We start from the raw sequence: 15,805 nt of genomic DNA on the forward strand, positions 1-15,805 counted from the left end.
GCGCGGGCTGCCCGTGCGTGCCGCCTGCCGCGTTTCAAACGTCGTCGGGTCCAGTCGATGCGCCGCGGCCGAGCGTGCGTTGCATCAGTGTCGTGTCGAGCCAGCGGCCGTGCTTGTAGCCGACCGCCTTCAACGTGCCGGTCAGCTCGAAGCCGAGCTGCGTATGTAGCGACAACGAGCCGCCGCTACCGCCATCGGCGATCACCGCGATCATCTGACGCCACGGGCCGGTCTCGCATCGATCGATCAGCGCCTGCAGCAGCACACGTCCGATGCCGCGTCCGCGATATGCGTCGTTCACGTAGATCGAGTCTTCGATCGTGTTGCGATAAGCCGCGCGCGGGCGATACGGCGTCGCATAGCAATAGCCGGCGACGTCGCCGTCGATCTCCGCGACCATATACGGCAGTCCGTGGCTGCGCACGCTTGCGAGCCGCGCGCGCAGGTCCTCCACGGACGGCGGGATTTCTTCGAACGACGCGACACCGGTCAGCACGTGATGCGCATAGATGGCCTGGATCGCGGGGAGGTCGGCTTCGGTGGCGTCGCGGATCAGTGGGGCGTCGAGCGGAGGGCGGGGTGAACTCATTCGTGGTCCGGTCGTGGCCGGCTAGTTTGACGGAAGTTTTTACTATGCCTGTCGCCGGTGCGGATTTGAAGCGCGTCAAAGATCGAATTGATCGAACTCGCTCTGCAGTTCGCGATTGCGCGCCACGCGTTCGTCGATAGCCGGTCCACGACGCTCGACGACCGCCGAGATCAGCAGATTGAACAGGCACGTCAGCGGCGCGAGCGAATCCCAGAACTGGCCGACGTCGGTCTTCACCTGCAGCAGGTCGCCGTCGAAATCGCGCGCCCATGGACAGTAGATATCGGTGACGAGCGCGAACGGCAGACCGCGTCGCGAGGCCGCCTGGCAATAGCGTCGCGCGATCGTCGAATAGGCGCGCGTGTCGGTGACGATCAGATACGGCGTACTGAATTCCGAGTTCAGCGAATCGACGTAGGAACCCGACATGCCATCCGAATAGAACACGCGCGGGCGGATGTATTCGAGGTAGCTGTAAAACGCGTTGCTGATACCGCGCGTCGACTGGATGCCGAGGATGTAGACCGCATCGGCGTTCGCGATGCGCTCGGCGACGCGCGCGAAGGCCGGCGAGCGCGCGAGTTCGTATACGTGCTGGATCGCGCCGATTTCGAGTTCGAGCGATTGGGCGAGCGTGGCGTCGCGCGGCGAGGCGCCGTCAGCGACGTCCGGTTGATGCGGCTCGCCGGCTTGCGCGCTGTCGCTCGGGCCACGGCGGAACGCGTCGAGCCGGTCCGTGATCAGCCAGGGCCGCTGCTGCGTGCCGCGCAGCTCGCGTTTCAGATCGTCCAGATTGCGATAGCCGACGCTGCGCAGAAAGCGGCCGACCGAAATGCCGCTGGTGCCGGCTTGCTGCGCGATCTGGTCGGCGGTTTCGAGGCCGAGCCGGTCGAGGTTCGCGAGCATGTAGCTGGCGACGCGTTTCGACGTCGGCGTGAGTTCGGCAAAACGGGCTTCGACGGTTTGGGCAAAAGCGGTCGTCATCGTCAGTCGCGGCGCGGGGCGCTGGTTGTGCCAATCTGCGAAATGATGACATATCGACCTACGACTCGCGCAATTCGATCCTGAAAAAAAGACTATTTGCCGTGCGCCGGTCGAGCCGCGTCAGACCGCCCGCCGCGCCGGCGCCGCGCGCGAAAAATGCCGTGCGCCCGCCACGCAGGCGACCACGATCACGGTGACGATGATCATCGACGGCGGAACCTGTTCGTGCAGCAGTACGCCGGCGAGCAGCAGCCCGAAAAACGGCTGCAGCAGCTGCAGTTGACCGACCGCCGCGATACCGCCGAGCGCCAGCCCGCGATACCAGAACACGAAGCCGATCAGCATGCTGAACAGCGACACGTACGCGAGTCCCCACAGCGCGGCGGCGCCGACACCGTCGAACGATACGGGCCGCGTCCACCAGGCGAGCGGCAGCATCAACGGCAGCGACAGCACGAGCGCCCACGAAATCACCTGCCAGCCGCCGAGGTGACGCGACAGCCGCGCGCCCTCCGCATAGCCCAGCCCGCATACGACGATCGCCGCGAGCATCAGCGCGTCGCCGAGCGGCGACGCGTCGATGCCGTGCCGCAGCGCGAACGCGGCCACCGCCGCGCTGCCGAGCGCCGAGAACAGCCAGAACGCCGGCTGCGGCCGCTCGCCGCCGCGCAGCACGCCGAAGATTGCGGTGGCAAGCGGCAGCAGACCGATGAACACCACCGCATGTGCGGCGCTCACATGCCGCAGCGCCAGCGCGGTCAGCAACGGAAAGCCGACCACGACGCCGAGCGCGACCACCACGAGCGGCAGCAGATCACGCCGCTGCGGCCGCGTCTCGCGGAACACTAGCAAGAGTAGAAGACCGAGAACGCCCGCGATCGTCGCGCGTGCCACGGTCAGAAACACCGGATCGAGTCCCTGCACGGCAAGCCGCGTGGCCGGCAGCGAGCCGCTGAAAATCAGCACGCCCGCGAAACCGCTGAGCCAGCCGTTGGTGGTCTTGTCCATTGCGTACATCCCTGCGCTCAAAGAGTCGCATGATGCGCGCGGCGGCCGTAAACGTTAAGCTACAGATCAGTACAGTTCGCACAAACTGTACCGAACATGGAGCAGTACAGATGGCAGAGAGCGACAACAACGACGCGGTGCCGGGAACGCGTGTCGGCCTCGTGATGGACAGTCTGCGCGAGCGCATCGCGAGCCGCTCGCTGATGCCGGGTGCGCGCGTGCCGTCGATTCGCGCGATGACCGACACGCTCGGCGTATCGAAGTCGACCGTGGTGGAAGCCTACGACCGTCTCGTCGCGGAAGGGGTGATCATCGCGCGGCGCGGCTCCGGCTTCTTCGTGTCGGGCCATGCGCCGCCGCTCGCGCTCGCCGATCTCGGCCCGCGGCTCGATCGCGAGGTCGATCCGCTGTGGCTCACGCGGCAGTCGCTGGAGACCGGCTCGAAAGCGCTGAAGCCAGGCTGCGGCTGGATGCCGGCTTCATGGCTGCCGGAAGATGGCGTGCGGCGCGCGCTGCGTGCGGTTGCGCGTGATCCGCAGTCACTGCTCGCCGACTACGCGAGCCCGGCCGGCTTGCCCGCGCTGCGTCAGCAGCTTGCGTGGCGGCTTTCCGCGCATGGCGTCGATGCGCCTCCCGAGCAGATCCTGCTGACCGACGGTGGCACCCATGCGCTCGATCTCGTGTGCCGCTTCCTGCTCGAACCCGGCGACACGGTGTTGATCGACGATCCGTGCTACTTCAATTTTCAGGCGTTGCTGCGCGCGCATCGCGTGCGGATCGCGAGCGTGCCCTACACGCCGCAGGGGCCGGATCTCGCGGCGTTCGAGCGCGTTCTGGTCGAGCAGCGTCCGCGGCTCTACGTGACGAACTCGGCGATCCACAACCCGACCGGCGCGACGCTCGCGCCGGCCGTCGCGCACAGGCTGCTGAAGCTGGCCGGCGAGCACGATCTGCTGATCGTCGAGGACGACATCTTCGCGGACTTCGAAGACGAACCTGCGCCGCGCCTCGCTGCGTTCGACGGCCTCGCGCGCGTCGTGTCGATCGGCAGCTTTTCGAAGACGCTGTCGGCGGCGGTGCGCTGCGGCTATATCGCGGCGCGGCCCGAATGGGTCGAACCGTTGATCGATCTGAAGCTCGCGACCTCGTTCGGCAATGGCCAGCTCGCGGCGAGCGTCGTGCATCGGATGCTCGTCGACGGTACCTATCGGCGTCATCTCGAGTCGATGCGCGCGAAGCTGGCCGATGCGATGGGAGAGACCATCAGGCGTCTCGGCTATGCGGGCCTCGATATCTGGACACGGCCGCGTGCGGGCCTGTTCGTATGGGCGCGCTTGCCCGGGGCGCTCGATGCCGCCGACATCGCCCGTCATGCGTTGACGGCGGGGGTCGTGCTCGCGCCGGGCAACGTGTTCAGCGCGTCGCAAGCGGCGGCGGGCTTTCTGCGTTTCAACGTGTCGCAATGCAATCGCCCGAAGGTGTACGAGGCATTGCAACGGGCGATGGATGCGTGCGCGGTGTCGGCCGACGCGGGGCGCGAGCACGTCTGAGACGAACTGAATCGAATCAGGCGCTCGCAGTCCTTGCTACAGCGTTATTTGCACAGCAGAAGCATCCGTTCCTGTTCGGAGCAGGGCGTGTGCGGTTTCGGCGCGGGCTGCGCGGCCGCCGCGCTCATCGCCGCGCTGCGGTTCGCGAGACACGCGCGCAGATGCTTCTCGACCGGCCCGTAGTACTTCCACCCGCGTACGAGCGTCGGCAATTCGAGCTTCACCTGTTTCCACTTCGGATGGCCATGCTCCAGCAAATTGTCGAAGTTCGCGCACAACGAGTCGGCGAAATGATTCAGATTGCTGACGGTGTCGCGCAAGCCATAATCGTAGGTGACCAGAAACGCTTTGACTGTGAGGCCCGGCACGTCTTCCTTCAACCAGCCCGGGTAGCTGCTTTGACGGATCGTCGTCGGAAAGTAGGTTTGCTTCGCGCGGGTCGTCTCCGCCGCGTTGGGATCGACGGGCAACAGACGCAACTGTGACAGCAGGTCGGGCTTCATGTCGTTGAACAGCTTCGCCGGCTGCCCGACCACGATGATCGCGACGTCGATCTTCTTCACGATCAGCGCGGCGAGCGCGTCCTCGTTGCTCAGATGCACGACGTTCTGCTCGGGAATCGGCTGGCCGAACATCAGGCGGTAGAGCGTCGTCGCCGACTGCGCGGTGCCGCTGCCTAGCAGGCCGACGCTGATGGTCTTGTCCTTGATGTCGGCGAGCGTTTTCAGCGGCGAATCCGCACGCACGACGACGTTAATTTCCTCGTCGTAGAGCGGCATGATCAGTCGCAGCGGCCGGATCGTCGTGCCCGCATCGGGGTTGCCCGTGTTGGCCATGTCGATGAACGCCTGGTACACGTCGGACTGCACGAGCGCGAGCTTCACGCCGGGCTCGAAACGCATGCGCTGCACGTTTTCGGCCGAGCCTTTCGACGCCACCACTTCGAGGTCGATGCCGACCGGCTGGGCCACCCATTTCGACAGGTCGTTGCCGATCTGGATATACGTGCCGCGCTCGGGCCCGGTGACGATCTTGTAGTGCGCCGGTTCGGCGCCGGCCAGCGAACACACGACCAGTACCACCAGCCCCAGCCAGCCCGCGAGAAGTCTCTTCAGCATGGTCTTTCTACCTATCGGTCAGGTTGATCCCGCTTCACGCGTGGCGCGTGGAAGCACCAGTGATCCGGTTGCCATGTCATGTTCAAACTGCTGCCAGGGTCGCTCCGTCTGTTGCCGCTCAGAGGGCGCACGATTATGTGCGAATCGGCACAGACGGCGACCCTTTGATCTGGTAAGCGAAGCAAGGTTTTTGCGCGACGGCGCAGTCGATTGCGTCTCCGGACCCTGAGCGGAGGGTTGCGTCGCGCGTGAGCGCTAGTTGCTCCGCGGCGTCGCCGTTCTCACGACGCCGGCGTTCGTTGCGGTCGCGGCGAGCGCGCCGTGCTCCAGCATGCCGGCGGGCAGCGGTACCTGCAGTTGCGCCTGCGCGAGCGGTGCGCCCGGCGCGGCGTCCGTCGCCGCATGCGGCGGCGTCAGCGGCGCCCAGCCGGTCTCGCGAATCACGCGCTCGAGGATCACTTTCGCCGCGTCGTTGCTGCTGTCGATCGCGAGCGCCTCGTTTGCGTGCTGACGCGCGCACGGCCACGACTGCTGCGCGACGCAGGCCTGCGCGGCCTGCAGCGCAGTATCGCGACGCTGGACCAGCGGCCGCATCTGATCGGCCAGAGCCTGCGCGTCGCTGTTTCCCGGTTGTAACGTTTGCGCGGCGGCGAGAGCGGCTTGCGCAGCGGACAGGTCGCTGGCGCGGAACGCGGTCCGCGCGACCTGCAATGCCTGTCCGGCATCGCGGAATTGCGTCGCGGGCCGCACGGGCGTCGCGGCCAGCGGCGGCGCGGCAGGCGGTGCAGCCGGTGTCGCCGGAATGACGGGAACCGCGGGCACGACGGGCGCGGGCTTCGCCGCCAGTTCGGTCACGGGCGGTGGCGCAGGCCTGGCCGCGGCCGGCGCGTGCGGGCTCTGAGCCGGGGCAAGCACCGGCGCGGACGCAAGCGGCGCGATCATGCCGGTCGTGGTTGTGCGGGCATCCTGAGTAATCTGCTCGACGCCTTTATCTTCCGATTCGCCACCGTCGCTGAACAACGTATAAGCGATATACGCCAGGCCGATCGCGATAACCGCGCCGATCACGTATAGCACGCGCCAGATCATCTGCGCAGTGGTGCGCGGCGCGTACATCGGATCTTCGTAAGGCGGGATAGCGGTGTCGGTCGACACGAGCGCCGTGTGCATGACCGGCCCGGTCTGCAACATAGATTCGGGCGCCATCGCCGCAGAGGCGATGACGGGCTCGTCGCGTGTACCGAGCTCGTCGTCGAAGCGGGGCAGGGGTTTATGCGTGGCGCTCGCGCGGCTGCCTGGAATACCTGTGCGGATGTGCGGATCGTCGTGATCGAACGGATGCGCAGCGCCACAGTAGGGGCAGGCGTCGACTTGTCGGTAGAGTGCGCCACCGCAGCGTTTGCAGGGCGTGGGGAAACTTTGGCCGGTTGCTGTCTGGGTGGACATGCCGTGGACCCACCTTTGGAAAACGATGCCGTAAAGGCATGCTCCGGATCGTGTTGAGGCAGGAGCCTTGTCCGCGGAATACGATCCACATGCGCCGGAGTCGCGGAGACGCAGGCCGCGCCTGCGTTTCCACGGTTTCCAATATGTGATGTTTCACGGGGGACGTCAACGCGGTAGGCCCCTGGATTGTGTGCGCTACCGCTCATTCGGAGGTATGAAGAAACTTTGGCGACACGCTCGAACCGAACGTATGTATCTGTTGTTTCACGACAAATGCAGAGGGCGCGCCACAGGTGGTGAGCGCGACGAAAAAACAACGAGGCCGACGCGTTGCGCGGGCGGCCTCGTGATCACTCTGTTGCTGGGTGCTTGCTGGTAAGCGTTTGCATCAGCATCCGGATCAGGCGTGGAACAACGCTCAGTGCTTGCGCAACGGATGATCCTTCAGCAGCCACGCCAGCGCGAAGGCGAGCACCACGACGCATGCGGCCGACAGATACACGGTGTGCAACGCGCCGGCGAACGCATGCAGATAGTCGTTGCGCAATGCTTCGGGTAGCTGATGAATCGCGGCGGGACCCAAAGCCTGCGGAAGTTCGGTATCGGGCGGAATCAGCTTTTCGAGGCGTGCGGCGAGGCCGTTCGAAAACACCGCACCGAAGCCGGCCACGCCGATCGAGCCGCCGATCGAGCGAAACAGCGTGACGCCCGACGTCGCCACACCCATATGCTTGAACTCGACAGTGTTCTGGACCGCGAGGACCAGCACCTGCATCACCATGCCGAGGCCGCAGCCGAGCAGACCCATGTACAGATACATCACATGAATCGGCGTATCGATCTGCAGGCGCGCAAGCAGCAGCATCGCCACGGAGACGAGGAACGTGCCGATGATCGGGAAGAGCCGATACTTGCCGATCTTGCTGATCAGGCGGCCCGTCACCATCGACAGGACAAACAGGCCGCCCATCATCGGCAGCATCTGCATGCCGGCTTGCGACGGCGTGGAGCCCTTGACGACCTGCAGATAGAGCGGAATGAACGTAACGGAGCCGAACAGCGATACGCCGATGATGAAGCTCACGAGGCTGCTGATAAGAAACGTGCGTTGCTTGAACAGTCCGAGCGGCATGATCGGTTCGACCGCGCTGCGCTCTTCGTGGATGAAGCCCCAGATCGCTACGAGCCCCATGCCGAGCGTGAACCACAGTTGCGGCGAGGTCCACGGCAGGATCGTGCCGCCCTGGCTCGTGAACAGGATGATGCAGGTCAGCGCGCCGGCGAGAAACGCGGCGCCCATGTAGTCGATCGTGTGCTTGACGTGGCGCACGTGCGGCTTGAACACCGCGCCGATCACGATCAGCGACAGGATGCCGAGCGGCAGGTTGATATAGAAGATCCAGCGCCACGTCAGATGCTCGACCAGAAAACCGCCGAGCAGCGGACCGATGACGGTGGCGAGACCGAAGATGCCGCCGAACACGCCCTGATAACGGCCGCGCTCAGCGGGCGGAATCACGTCCGCGATCGCCGCCATCGTCACGACGAGCAGGCCGCCGCCGCCGAGGCCTTGCAGCGCGCGCAGCACGATCAGCTGACTCATGTTCTGCGCGATGCCACACAGCGCCGAGCCGACGAGAAAGATGACGATCGCCGTCTGCAGCACGATTTTGCGGCCGAACAGGTCGCCGAACTTGCCGTACAGCGGCACGACGATCGTCGAGCTGAGCAGGTAGGCGGTCACGACCCAGGACAGGTTATTGAGCCCGCCCAGATCGCCGACGATGGTGGGCAGCGCGGTCGACACGATCGTCTGGTCGAGCGCGGCGAGCAGCATGACCAGCAGCAGCGCCGGAAACAGCAGTCGGATCGGCGGATGATCGGCTGCGGCTTCGGCCGATGCCGCGGCTTGGCGGGATTCCTCGGGCGCGGACTCGACGGACAGGGTCGTAGCGGGTTGTTCCATGGTGGCAACGCGTTGAAATTAATTAACTGAGAGATTAATATATGCGACATCGCCTCTCACGTCAAATTCAATGCAATGACAAGGATCTCATCTGACGACGCCGCGGCGGACAATGCCGTGACAGCTGCCGGGCCACCCGCGCGGATTGCCGCGAAAGAGCGCGGCGCGTCGAAGCCCAAACTCGAGGCGACGCAGGCGGATACGCAAACCGCGAATCTCGCAGGCAGCGCGCCAACCGGGTCGGCCGCCCGCCGCCCCGGCCGGCCGACGGGCGCCGCGCGCGGCCCCGAGCAGCGCGCGCGCTTGCTCGACGCGGCGCTGACGTTGTTCGCGAGGCAGGGCATCGTCGAGACATCGCTCGGTGAGATCGCCCGCGAGGCCGGCTTCACGCCCGCGATGGTGCACTACTACTTCAAGACACGCGATCAACTGCTCGATGTGCTGATCGACGAGTGTTTCGCGCCGTTGCGCGCGAGCCTCGGTCTGCCGTTCCAGGAAAATCCCGACGATCCGGTCGCGGCGATTACGCAGCTCACCGAGCGGCTCGTGCAGATCGCGAGCGATAACCCGTGGTTCGCGTCGCTGTGGATTCGCGAAGTGATCAGCGACGGCGGGCTGTTGCGCCAGCGCATGCACGAGCGTTTCGGTTTCGCGCATCAGAAGGAGTCGCTGCTGGCGATCGCGCGCTGGCAGAAGGAGGGGCGCCTGAATGCATCGCTCGAACCGGCGCTCGTGTTCGTTACGCTGCTCGGCATGACGATTCTGCCGCTGGCCACCTCGAAGCTGTGGCGCAATGATCCGTTGCGCCGCAGTATCGGCGGCGCGGAGATCGCACGGCACGCGGTGGCGTTGCTCGTGCAGGGCATCGGGCCCGCCAAGCGCGATTGAACCGGCGGCCGGTGTGCCGCACTGGTCGCCGTATCCTTTGAAAAGGCCCTAGATTTTGCGGTTTTTATTCCACGCGTCGAACGCCGCCTTCGTCTCGTCGTTCGGCGGATAGGTGCCGGGCAACGCGGCGCCGGCACGAATCCTTTCGGTCAGAAACGCTTCGAGCCGTTCCTGCTCGGCCGCGGCTTGCGCGACGTCGTCGGCCATCTTCAGCGGAATCACGACGACCCCATCCACATCGCCGACGATCACGTCGCCCGGAAACACCGCGACGCCACCACAGCCGATCGGCACGTTGATGTCGACCGCGTGATGGCGGATCAGATTGGGCGGCGCGCTCGCGCCGGCGCAAAACACCGGCATGTCGAGCGCGGCGATCGTCGCGCTGTCGCGCACCGGGCCGTCGGACACCATGCCGGCCACGCCGCGCACCTGCAAACGCAGCGACAGAATCGAACCGAACGACGCGCTGCCGCGCTCGCCGCGGCAATCCTGCACGAGCACATGGCCCGGCGGAATGGTCTCGACGCATTTGCGTTGCGCGTACTCGGGGTCCGCGAATAGCTCCAGCACGTCGATGTCTTCGCGCGACGGGATATTGCGCAGCGTGAACGCCGGCCCGACCAGGTTCGCGCCTCGGCGCGGACCGAGCGGCGCGACGCCCTGCATGAAGGTGTTGCGCAGACCGCGCTTGAATAGCTGCGTGGTCAGCGTGGCGGTGCTGACGTGACGAAGAATCTCGAGCGTTGCGGTGCAAAGCGCGGGCGATGTGGCGGACATGGTGTCGTGTGACCTCGGGTTGGGATCAGGGACGTCGATAGACGCATGCGGGCGGCCGCGATCCGAAGCATGCCGCGCACGCGCGCCCACGATGATAGCGCCGCGACGCCAACGGTTAGCAGACAAGCGCCAATTCATCTACGTGTCATCGGCACGCGCGACCGGGTCCCTCTTCACGCAAAGCGAACCGCTGCAGCAAGGCACGCGACATGCTTGCAGAGTCGTCGGGTGTGAGCGGCGCAAGACGAACGACAGCGCCGCGTCGCGCGAACAATACGAAGGACTGAATCGATACCGGGCGGAGAAGGCCGTACGAACGGGGTTCGTGCGAACCGCGCCGGAACATCGGGTGCCGGCAATCGGCGAGCCGCGGAAAAACTGCGGACACACAGCAGCTAAATCGCGGTATGCGTCGAGCGCCGTTTTTTTCATCGACGTGCAATTTTGGCGCGTTACCGTGCGCACGCGTTGTACTCGGGAAGGTGCTCAGCAATGTTTTACAATCGCGGACCTGTCTGCAACTCGGCGTGCGAAATCGAGTCGGAACCATGGACAGCAACACCTTGGCCGCGCAAATCGGCGGCAATCAGCAGAGTGAAACATTGGCCACTTCCGATGGCCTAACCGGTTTTCCAGAGCAACAACATACGATGAATGCAGCAATGAGGCTCGATCAGGCCACGATCGTGCTGGTAGAGGACGACCCCGACAGCCGGGAATCGTTGACCTTGCTACTCGAGGCGGAAGGCGCGAAGGTATGCGCGGTCGCCGATGCGGAAGAGGGTGTCGTGGCGGCGATGGAGTTGCTTCCCGACGCGGTCGTCTGCGATCTCGACTTGCCGACCATGGATGGCTTCTATCTGATCCAGCGGCTGCGCGACCACGAGATTTGCGGCGGCCATTCGCCCGCGGTGGCGGTGGCGCTGACCGGCCATACCGACGACGCATACCGGCTGCGCAGCATCGGCGAAGGCTTCCAGCATTTCATGACCAAACCCGCGTTACCCGAAGCGCTCGTGACGTTGCTGCGCGACGCGATCGACGCCCGCGCGGCGGGTTGATCTCCGGTTCGCAGCCGGTTCGCAGCGGGCTCTCGTGGGCAGTGAGTTATAGCAGGCCGGCGCGCGGCGGGAAGACGTCGTTTCGCAAAGCAGCGCACGGCCATCGACGCTTCGCAGCGCATTACACCGCGTTGCGCCCCCGACGCGTAGAGCGCCGCTATTTCGCCGCGGCCACCGGCGCGGCCTCGCCGGCCACTGCGGCCGCCTGACAGGCCGCACACAGACCCTTCAACTCGATTTCGTCGCTCGCGAGCCGATAGCCCGCGTCTTCGATCTGCGCGATGAGAGCCTGACGCAATTTCGGTTGATGCAACTCGGTGACGCTGCCGCATTGCTGGCACACGACGAGAATACCGTGCTGGCATTGCGTCAGATCATGACAGACGGTGAACGCATTGATCGACTCGATCCGATGCACGAGCCCCGCCGACAGCAAAAAATCCAATGCGCGGTAGACGGTTGGCGGCGCCGAGCCAGGGTGAATCTGGCGCATTTCGTCGAGCAGCGAATAAGCCTTGGTCGCGCGTCCCGAGTTCAGCAGCAGTTCGAGCACCTTACGGCGAATCGGCGTGAGTTTTTCGCCGCGTTCGCGGCAATATTCCTCGGCCAGTGCGAGAGCCGCTTCCTGCGACGGCTGATGCACGTCGTGATGCACATGATCATCGTGCGCATCGGCGGCGGCTGGCACGGGAGTGACCGGATGGCCGATTGCGGCGGGCTTGGCGGTTTTCATGCGTCGATTATAGAGGCATGCGGGGTGGGCCGCCGCGCCGGTCGTGGGATCGGCGCGGCACAGGCGCGCGGGCGGCGACCACGAAGCCGCCAATCAACCGGCCGTTCAGGTCAACGGAAAATCCACGTACTTCTTGAACCCGGTGCGCGTTGTCAGACGCGAATACCAGCGCTCCAGACTCGGCAGCGGCGGCCGCTGCAAACCGTCGAGGCCGAACCAGCGCTTCGCGTACGCGCCGATCACGATATCGGCGAGCGTGAACTTGTCGCCTTCGAGAAAGAAGCGGCCCTGCAGATGCGTGTCGAGCAGGCGCCACAGCACGGTGACCGCCTGCACGTCGGCAGCGAGTTTGGCGGTGTCGCGTTCAGCCTCCGGCGTGCGCACGAGCGACCAGAACACGGGACGTTCCACCGGCTGCAGCGTCGACAGCGACCAGTCCAGCCAGCGGTCGATGCTCGCGCGCAGTTTCGGCTCGGCCGGATACAGCAGGCTCGATTCGCCGTATTGCATCACCAGATAGCGCAGGATCGAGTTGGATTCCCACAGCACGAAGTCGTCGTCGACCAGCGTCGGGATCTTGCCGGTCGGGTTCATCGCGAGATAGTCGGGTTCGTTGTTGCGGCCGAATTGCAGGCCCGCGTCGATGCGGTCGAATGGCAGTACGAGTTCGTCGCAGCACCACAAAACTTTCTGGACGTTGACTGAATTGGTACGTCCCCAGATCGTAATCATCCGGTAAATCCTTTTCTGTTACGGTTGGCAAGCCGCGCCTCGCGCGCGGCGTTCAGCCAGTTACGATACACGATGCGCGAAGCTTTGCGCGGCGTACGAAAGGCGCCCTCCGCGCGAGGCGGCACGCCGCCTCGCGGCTGCGACGCCCGCCACCGCGTTGCGTACAATGACCGCACCCCGAATTGCGCACTGAGCCGACACGCGTGGACTCACGCATCCAAACCCAATAAGGCACCGCATGGCCCGCATTGTTCCCGACGACTGGAAGAGCCTCGAAGCGACCGGCGCGGCGGCGCGCGAACGCGAAACGCTCGCGTTGCTCGAAAAGGCATTGCCCGCCGATTACACCGTCTATCACGGCGTGCATTGGACTCGCCTGAACCAGAACTTCTCGGTATTCGGCGAGGCCGACTTCGTGATCGTGAGTCCCGCCGGGCGTCTGATGATCATCGAGCAGAAGACCGGATTTCTGCGTGAAACGCCGAAGGGGCTCGTCAAGGTGTATCTGCAGACCGAGCGCAACGTCGCGATCGCGCTCGCGCATACGATCGAAAGTCTGCACCGGCGCTTTACCGCGGCGTTCGGCGCCGGCACGTATTTCATCGAGGAACTGCTGTACTGTCCCGATCACATCGTCAAGGATGCAGCGATCGCCGGCGTGAATCCCGCGCGCATCGTCGACGCGACGCGGCGCGAGCGGCTCGCGGCGATCATCCGCGAAGCGTTGCCGGCCGATGAGCCGCGCCTTCCCAGCGCATCGAAAATCCATCACTTTCTCGCCGACGAACTCGCGCTGGCGCCCGACACGAGCGCGCTCGTCGGGCAGGCGGGCACGCTCGTCACGCGCCTGTCGGGCGGACTTGCGACATGGGCCCGGCGGCTCGAATTCGCGCCGTTCCGTTTGCGCGTGGTCGGCACGGCCGGCTCCGGCAAGACGCAACTCGCGGTGCAGGTGATGAAGGACGCGGTCGCGCGCGGCGAGCGGCCGTTGTACGTGTGCTTCAACCGGCCGCTCGCCGATCACATCGCGCGGGTCGCGCCGCCGGAGGCGAAGGTCGCGAACTATCACCAGCTGTGCGACTGGATCACGCGCGACGCGGGCCGCGCGCCCGATTTCGAATCCCCACAGGTATTCGATCAACTGGAAGCCGGATTCGCCGATACGCCGATCGAACCGCGCTGGCAATTCGACGTGCTGATCGTCGACGAAGGGCAGGATTTCCAGCAGTCGTGGATTACCTCGCTCGAGCGGCTGCTGCGGCCGGGCGGCGCATGGTGGTGGCTCGAAGACCCGCTGCAGAATCTGTACATGCGCGAGCCGGTCTCGTTACCCGGCTGGGCCACGCTGAAGGAGACCACCAATTACCGCAGTCCGCGTGACATCCTCGACTATCTGCGCGACGTGATGGGCTCGTCGGTGCCGCTTGCCGCAGCGCTCGCGTCGGGCAGTCCGTTCGACGGCTCAGACGTTTCGGTGTCGGTCTACGACGAAGCGCAGGCCGCTGAAAGCAGTATCGACGCGACCAAGCGCGCGATCACCTACGCGCTCGGGCTCGGCTTTCGCAAGCAGGACATCGTGGTGCTGTCGTTCCGCGGCAGGGAGGGTTCGGCGATGAGCGCGCTCGATCATCTCGGACCGCATCGGCTGCGCAGCTTCACCGGCAAATACGATCTGTTCGGCAACCCGGAGTATCGCGAGGGCGACGTGCTGTTCGAGTCGATCTACCGCTTCAAGGGGCAGGCGGCTCCATGCGTGATCTTCACCGAGATCGACTTCGACGCGTTCGACGAACGCGTCGCGCGCAAGCTGTTCGTCGGCGCGACGCGCGCGACGATGAAGCTGATCGTCGTCGCGTCGCAGCGGGCCGCACGGCATTTGCAGCTGCGCGAGGGGAAGGACAAGTAGCGCTGGCGTTCGGACGCTGCACGCACCTGCAACGCTGAGCGCAGCTCAGCTCCACGCCCTTGCGCTCACCAACATCCCCGTGCTCGTTAGCGCATCCCACCAGATCACGCGCAGCAAAGGCGCCTGCTGCGCGATCAGCAGCGCCTGCACCGGATCGCTTTCGACGAAGTGCGTGACTCCCGCGCGCAGCGCCGCGCTCGCCTTGTGTGCGGCCGCGCCGGAGGGGCTGTCGTCGTGCAGGCCGGGCGCGCGCATCACCAGTTGCATGTGAGCGAAGCCGTGTCGCGCGAGCCACGCTTCGGTGCGCGCGCGATCCATCTCCGGGCGGCCCGTGATGATCGTGCGCACGTGCTGCAGGTCGATGCCGGGCAGCACCTCGAACGGCAGCAGCGCGTCGCGCTCGGCGAGCGCGGCGGCGAGGTCTTCGTCGTAGCGCGCGAGCGGGACGTCGGGCAACAGGATGCCGTCGAGGTCGATCGCGTACGCCGCGTATTCGTGGTCGTTGGCCATCGCGGGCGCGGCGCCGGCTTCGACGCGCGCCCAGTCGTCGCGGTAGCGCTCGGTGTACGCCTGGCGCTCCCATGGGAAGAGCGCGAAGTAGCCGTGCGCGTCGATCGCGTAGTCGGGCTGCGCGCGGCTCAGATCATCGACCGCGGCGGTCAGCGTCTTGACTTCGAGCCCGTGCGATTGCAGGAACGCGATGCAATCGACGAGCGTAAAACCGCGTCCGGCGATGTCCTCGCACAACAGCACTTTCGAGCCCGCGGGCGGGATCGGCAGCGTCGAATCCCATGCGACCGCGCGCGTCTGGCGGTCGTAGCGCAGGAACGCGACCGGCGCGCCGACCGCGTGCGACACCATCAGCGCGAGCGGCGCGCCGCCGCGCAGAATGCCGAGCGCCATCGTGAAGCGCTCGGCGAGCAACGCGGGTTGCAGCGATTCGATCCAGTGATCGAGCTGTTCGTACGTCAGAGGCAAGACCGGCTTGTTCATGACTATCGAGGCGCCGATGGCGCGATGGAAGGCATTGGTCCGCGGGGAGGC

Annotated in this window: 14 protein-coding genes; 4 read left to right on the forward strand and 10 right to left on the reverse strand. The window is 65.5% G+C overall.

The window, feature by feature from the left end; all coding sequences use genetic code 11:
• Positions 1-34: 34 nt before the first annotated feature.
• The 3 genes from GCT19_RS28970 to GCT19_RS28980 all read right to left on the reverse strand — a co-directional run bounded on the left by GCT19_RS28970 (position 35) and on the right by GCT19_RS28980 (position 2,581).
• On the reverse strand, positions 35-589 hold the full coding sequence (locus GCT19_RS28970; protein ID WP_152853841.1) for a GNAT family N-acetyltransferase: 555 nt from the start codon (positions 587-589) through the stop codon (positions 35-37).
• 75 nt (positions 590-664) lie between these two features.
• Positions 665-1,573 carry a sap1 transcriptional regulator SapR gene (gene sapR / locus GCT19_RS28975; RefSeq protein ID WP_018433119.1) on the reverse strand — a complete coding sequence of 303 codons (909 nt, stop codon included), beginning with the start codon at positions 1,571-1,573 and terminating at the stop codon, positions 665-667.
• Positions 1,574-1,693: 120 nt separating this feature from the next.
• Positions 1,694-2,581: a DMT family transporter gene (locus GCT19_RS28980; RefSeq protein ID WP_152853842.1), complete on the reverse strand. Its 888-nt coding sequence runs from the start codon at positions 2,579-2,581 to the stop codon at positions 1,694-1,696.
• Positions 2,582-2,691: 110 nt separating this feature from the next.
• On the opposite strand from GCT19_RS28980, the gene GCT19_RS28985 reads away from it, so the two are divergent.
• On the forward strand, positions 2,692-4,131 hold the full coding sequence (locus tag GCT19_RS28985) for an aminotransferase-like domain-containing protein (RefSeq protein WP_152853843.1): 1,440 nt from the start codon (positions 2,692-2,694) through the stop codon (positions 4,129-4,131).
• 44 nt (positions 4,132-4,175) lie between these two features.
• Here the strand turns inward: GCT19_RS28985 and GCT19_RS28990 are convergent, their stop codons facing one another.
• The 3 genes from GCT19_RS28990 to GCT19_RS29000 form a co-directional block, all read right to left on the reverse strand.
• A complete protein-coding gene (locus GCT19_RS28990) occupies positions 4,176-5,249 on the reverse strand; it encodes a TAXI family TRAP transporter solute-binding subunit (RefSeq protein ID WP_152853844.1) in 1,074 nt (357 codons plus the stop codon).
• Between the two features lie 255 nt (positions 5,250-5,504).
• Positions 5,505-6,695 carry a hypothetical protein gene (locus GCT19_RS28995; protein WP_152853845.1) on the reverse strand — a complete coding sequence of 397 codons (1,191 nt, stop codon included), beginning with the start codon at positions 6,693-6,695 and terminating at the stop codon, positions 5,505-5,507.
• A 418-nt stretch (positions 6,696-7,113) separates the two neighbouring features.
• Positions 7,114-8,661, reverse strand: coding sequence for an MDR family MFS transporter (locus GCT19_RS29000; protein ID WP_152853846.1), 1,548 nt, complete (start codon positions 8,659-8,661; stop codon positions 7,114-7,116).
• A gap of 117 nt (positions 8,662-8,778) precedes the next feature.
• Here GCT19_RS29000 and GCT19_RS29005 point away from each other — a divergent pair, with 117 nt between their 5' ends.
• Positions 8,779-9,549, forward strand: coding sequence for a TetR/AcrR family transcriptional regulator (locus tag GCT19_RS29005; RefSeq protein ID WP_176137158.1), 771 nt, complete (start codon positions 8,779-8,781; stop codon positions 9,547-9,549).
• 48 nt (positions 9,550-9,597) lie between these two features.
• Here GCT19_RS29005 and GCT19_RS29010 read toward each other — a convergent pair whose 3' ends face one another.
• On the reverse strand, positions 9,598-10,329 hold the full coding sequence (locus tag GCT19_RS29010) for a ribonuclease activity regulator RraA (protein WP_152853848.1): 732 nt from the start codon (positions 10,327-10,329) through the stop codon (positions 9,598-9,600).
• Positions 10,330-10,877: 548 nt separating this feature from the next.
• Here GCT19_RS29010 and GCT19_RS29015 point away from each other — a divergent pair.
• Entirely contained in the window at positions 10,878-11,390 is a 513-nt protein-coding gene (locus GCT19_RS29015; RefSeq protein WP_013091538.1) for a response regulator, read from the forward strand.
• 157 nt (positions 11,391-11,547) lie between these two features.
• On the opposite strand, the gene GCT19_RS29020 is transcribed toward GCT19_RS29015, so the two are convergent.
• Together GCT19_RS29020 and GCT19_RS29025 are read right to left on the reverse strand one after the other, a co-directional pair.
• On the reverse strand, positions 11,548-12,123 hold the full coding sequence (locus tag GCT19_RS29020; RefSeq protein WP_152853849.1) for a Fur family transcriptional regulator: 576 nt from the start codon (positions 12,121-12,123) through the stop codon (positions 11,548-11,550).
• 105 nt (positions 12,124-12,228) lie between these two features.
• On the reverse strand, positions 12,229-12,855 hold the full coding sequence (locus GCT19_RS29025; RefSeq protein WP_018433128.1) for a glutathione S-transferase family protein: 627 nt from the start codon (positions 12,853-12,855) through the stop codon (positions 12,229-12,231).
• 238 nt (positions 12,856-13,093) lie between these two features.
• Between GCT19_RS29025 and GCT19_RS29030 the strand changes: the two genes are divergently transcribed.
• Positions 13,094-14,761: an ATP-binding domain-containing protein gene (locus GCT19_RS29030; RefSeq protein ID WP_152853850.1), complete on the forward strand. Its 1,668-nt coding sequence runs from the start codon at positions 13,094-13,096 to the stop codon at positions 14,759-14,761.
• 45 nt (positions 14,762-14,806) lie between these two features.
• Here the strand turns inward: GCT19_RS29030 and GCT19_RS29035 are convergent, their stop codons facing one another.
• Complete coding sequence (locus tag GCT19_RS29035; RefSeq protein WP_018433130.1) at positions 14,807-15,754, reverse strand: phosphoribosyltransferase; 948 nt, start codon at positions 15,752-15,754, stop codon at positions 14,807-14,809.
• Positions 15,755-15,805: the final 51 nt, after the last annotated feature.

It is taken from the genome of Paraburkholderia atlantica (genome assembly GCF_009362785.1).
Classification (GTDB): domain Bacteria; phylum Pseudomonadota; class Gammaproteobacteria; order Burkholderiales; family Burkholderiaceae; genus Paraburkholderia; species Paraburkholderia atlantica.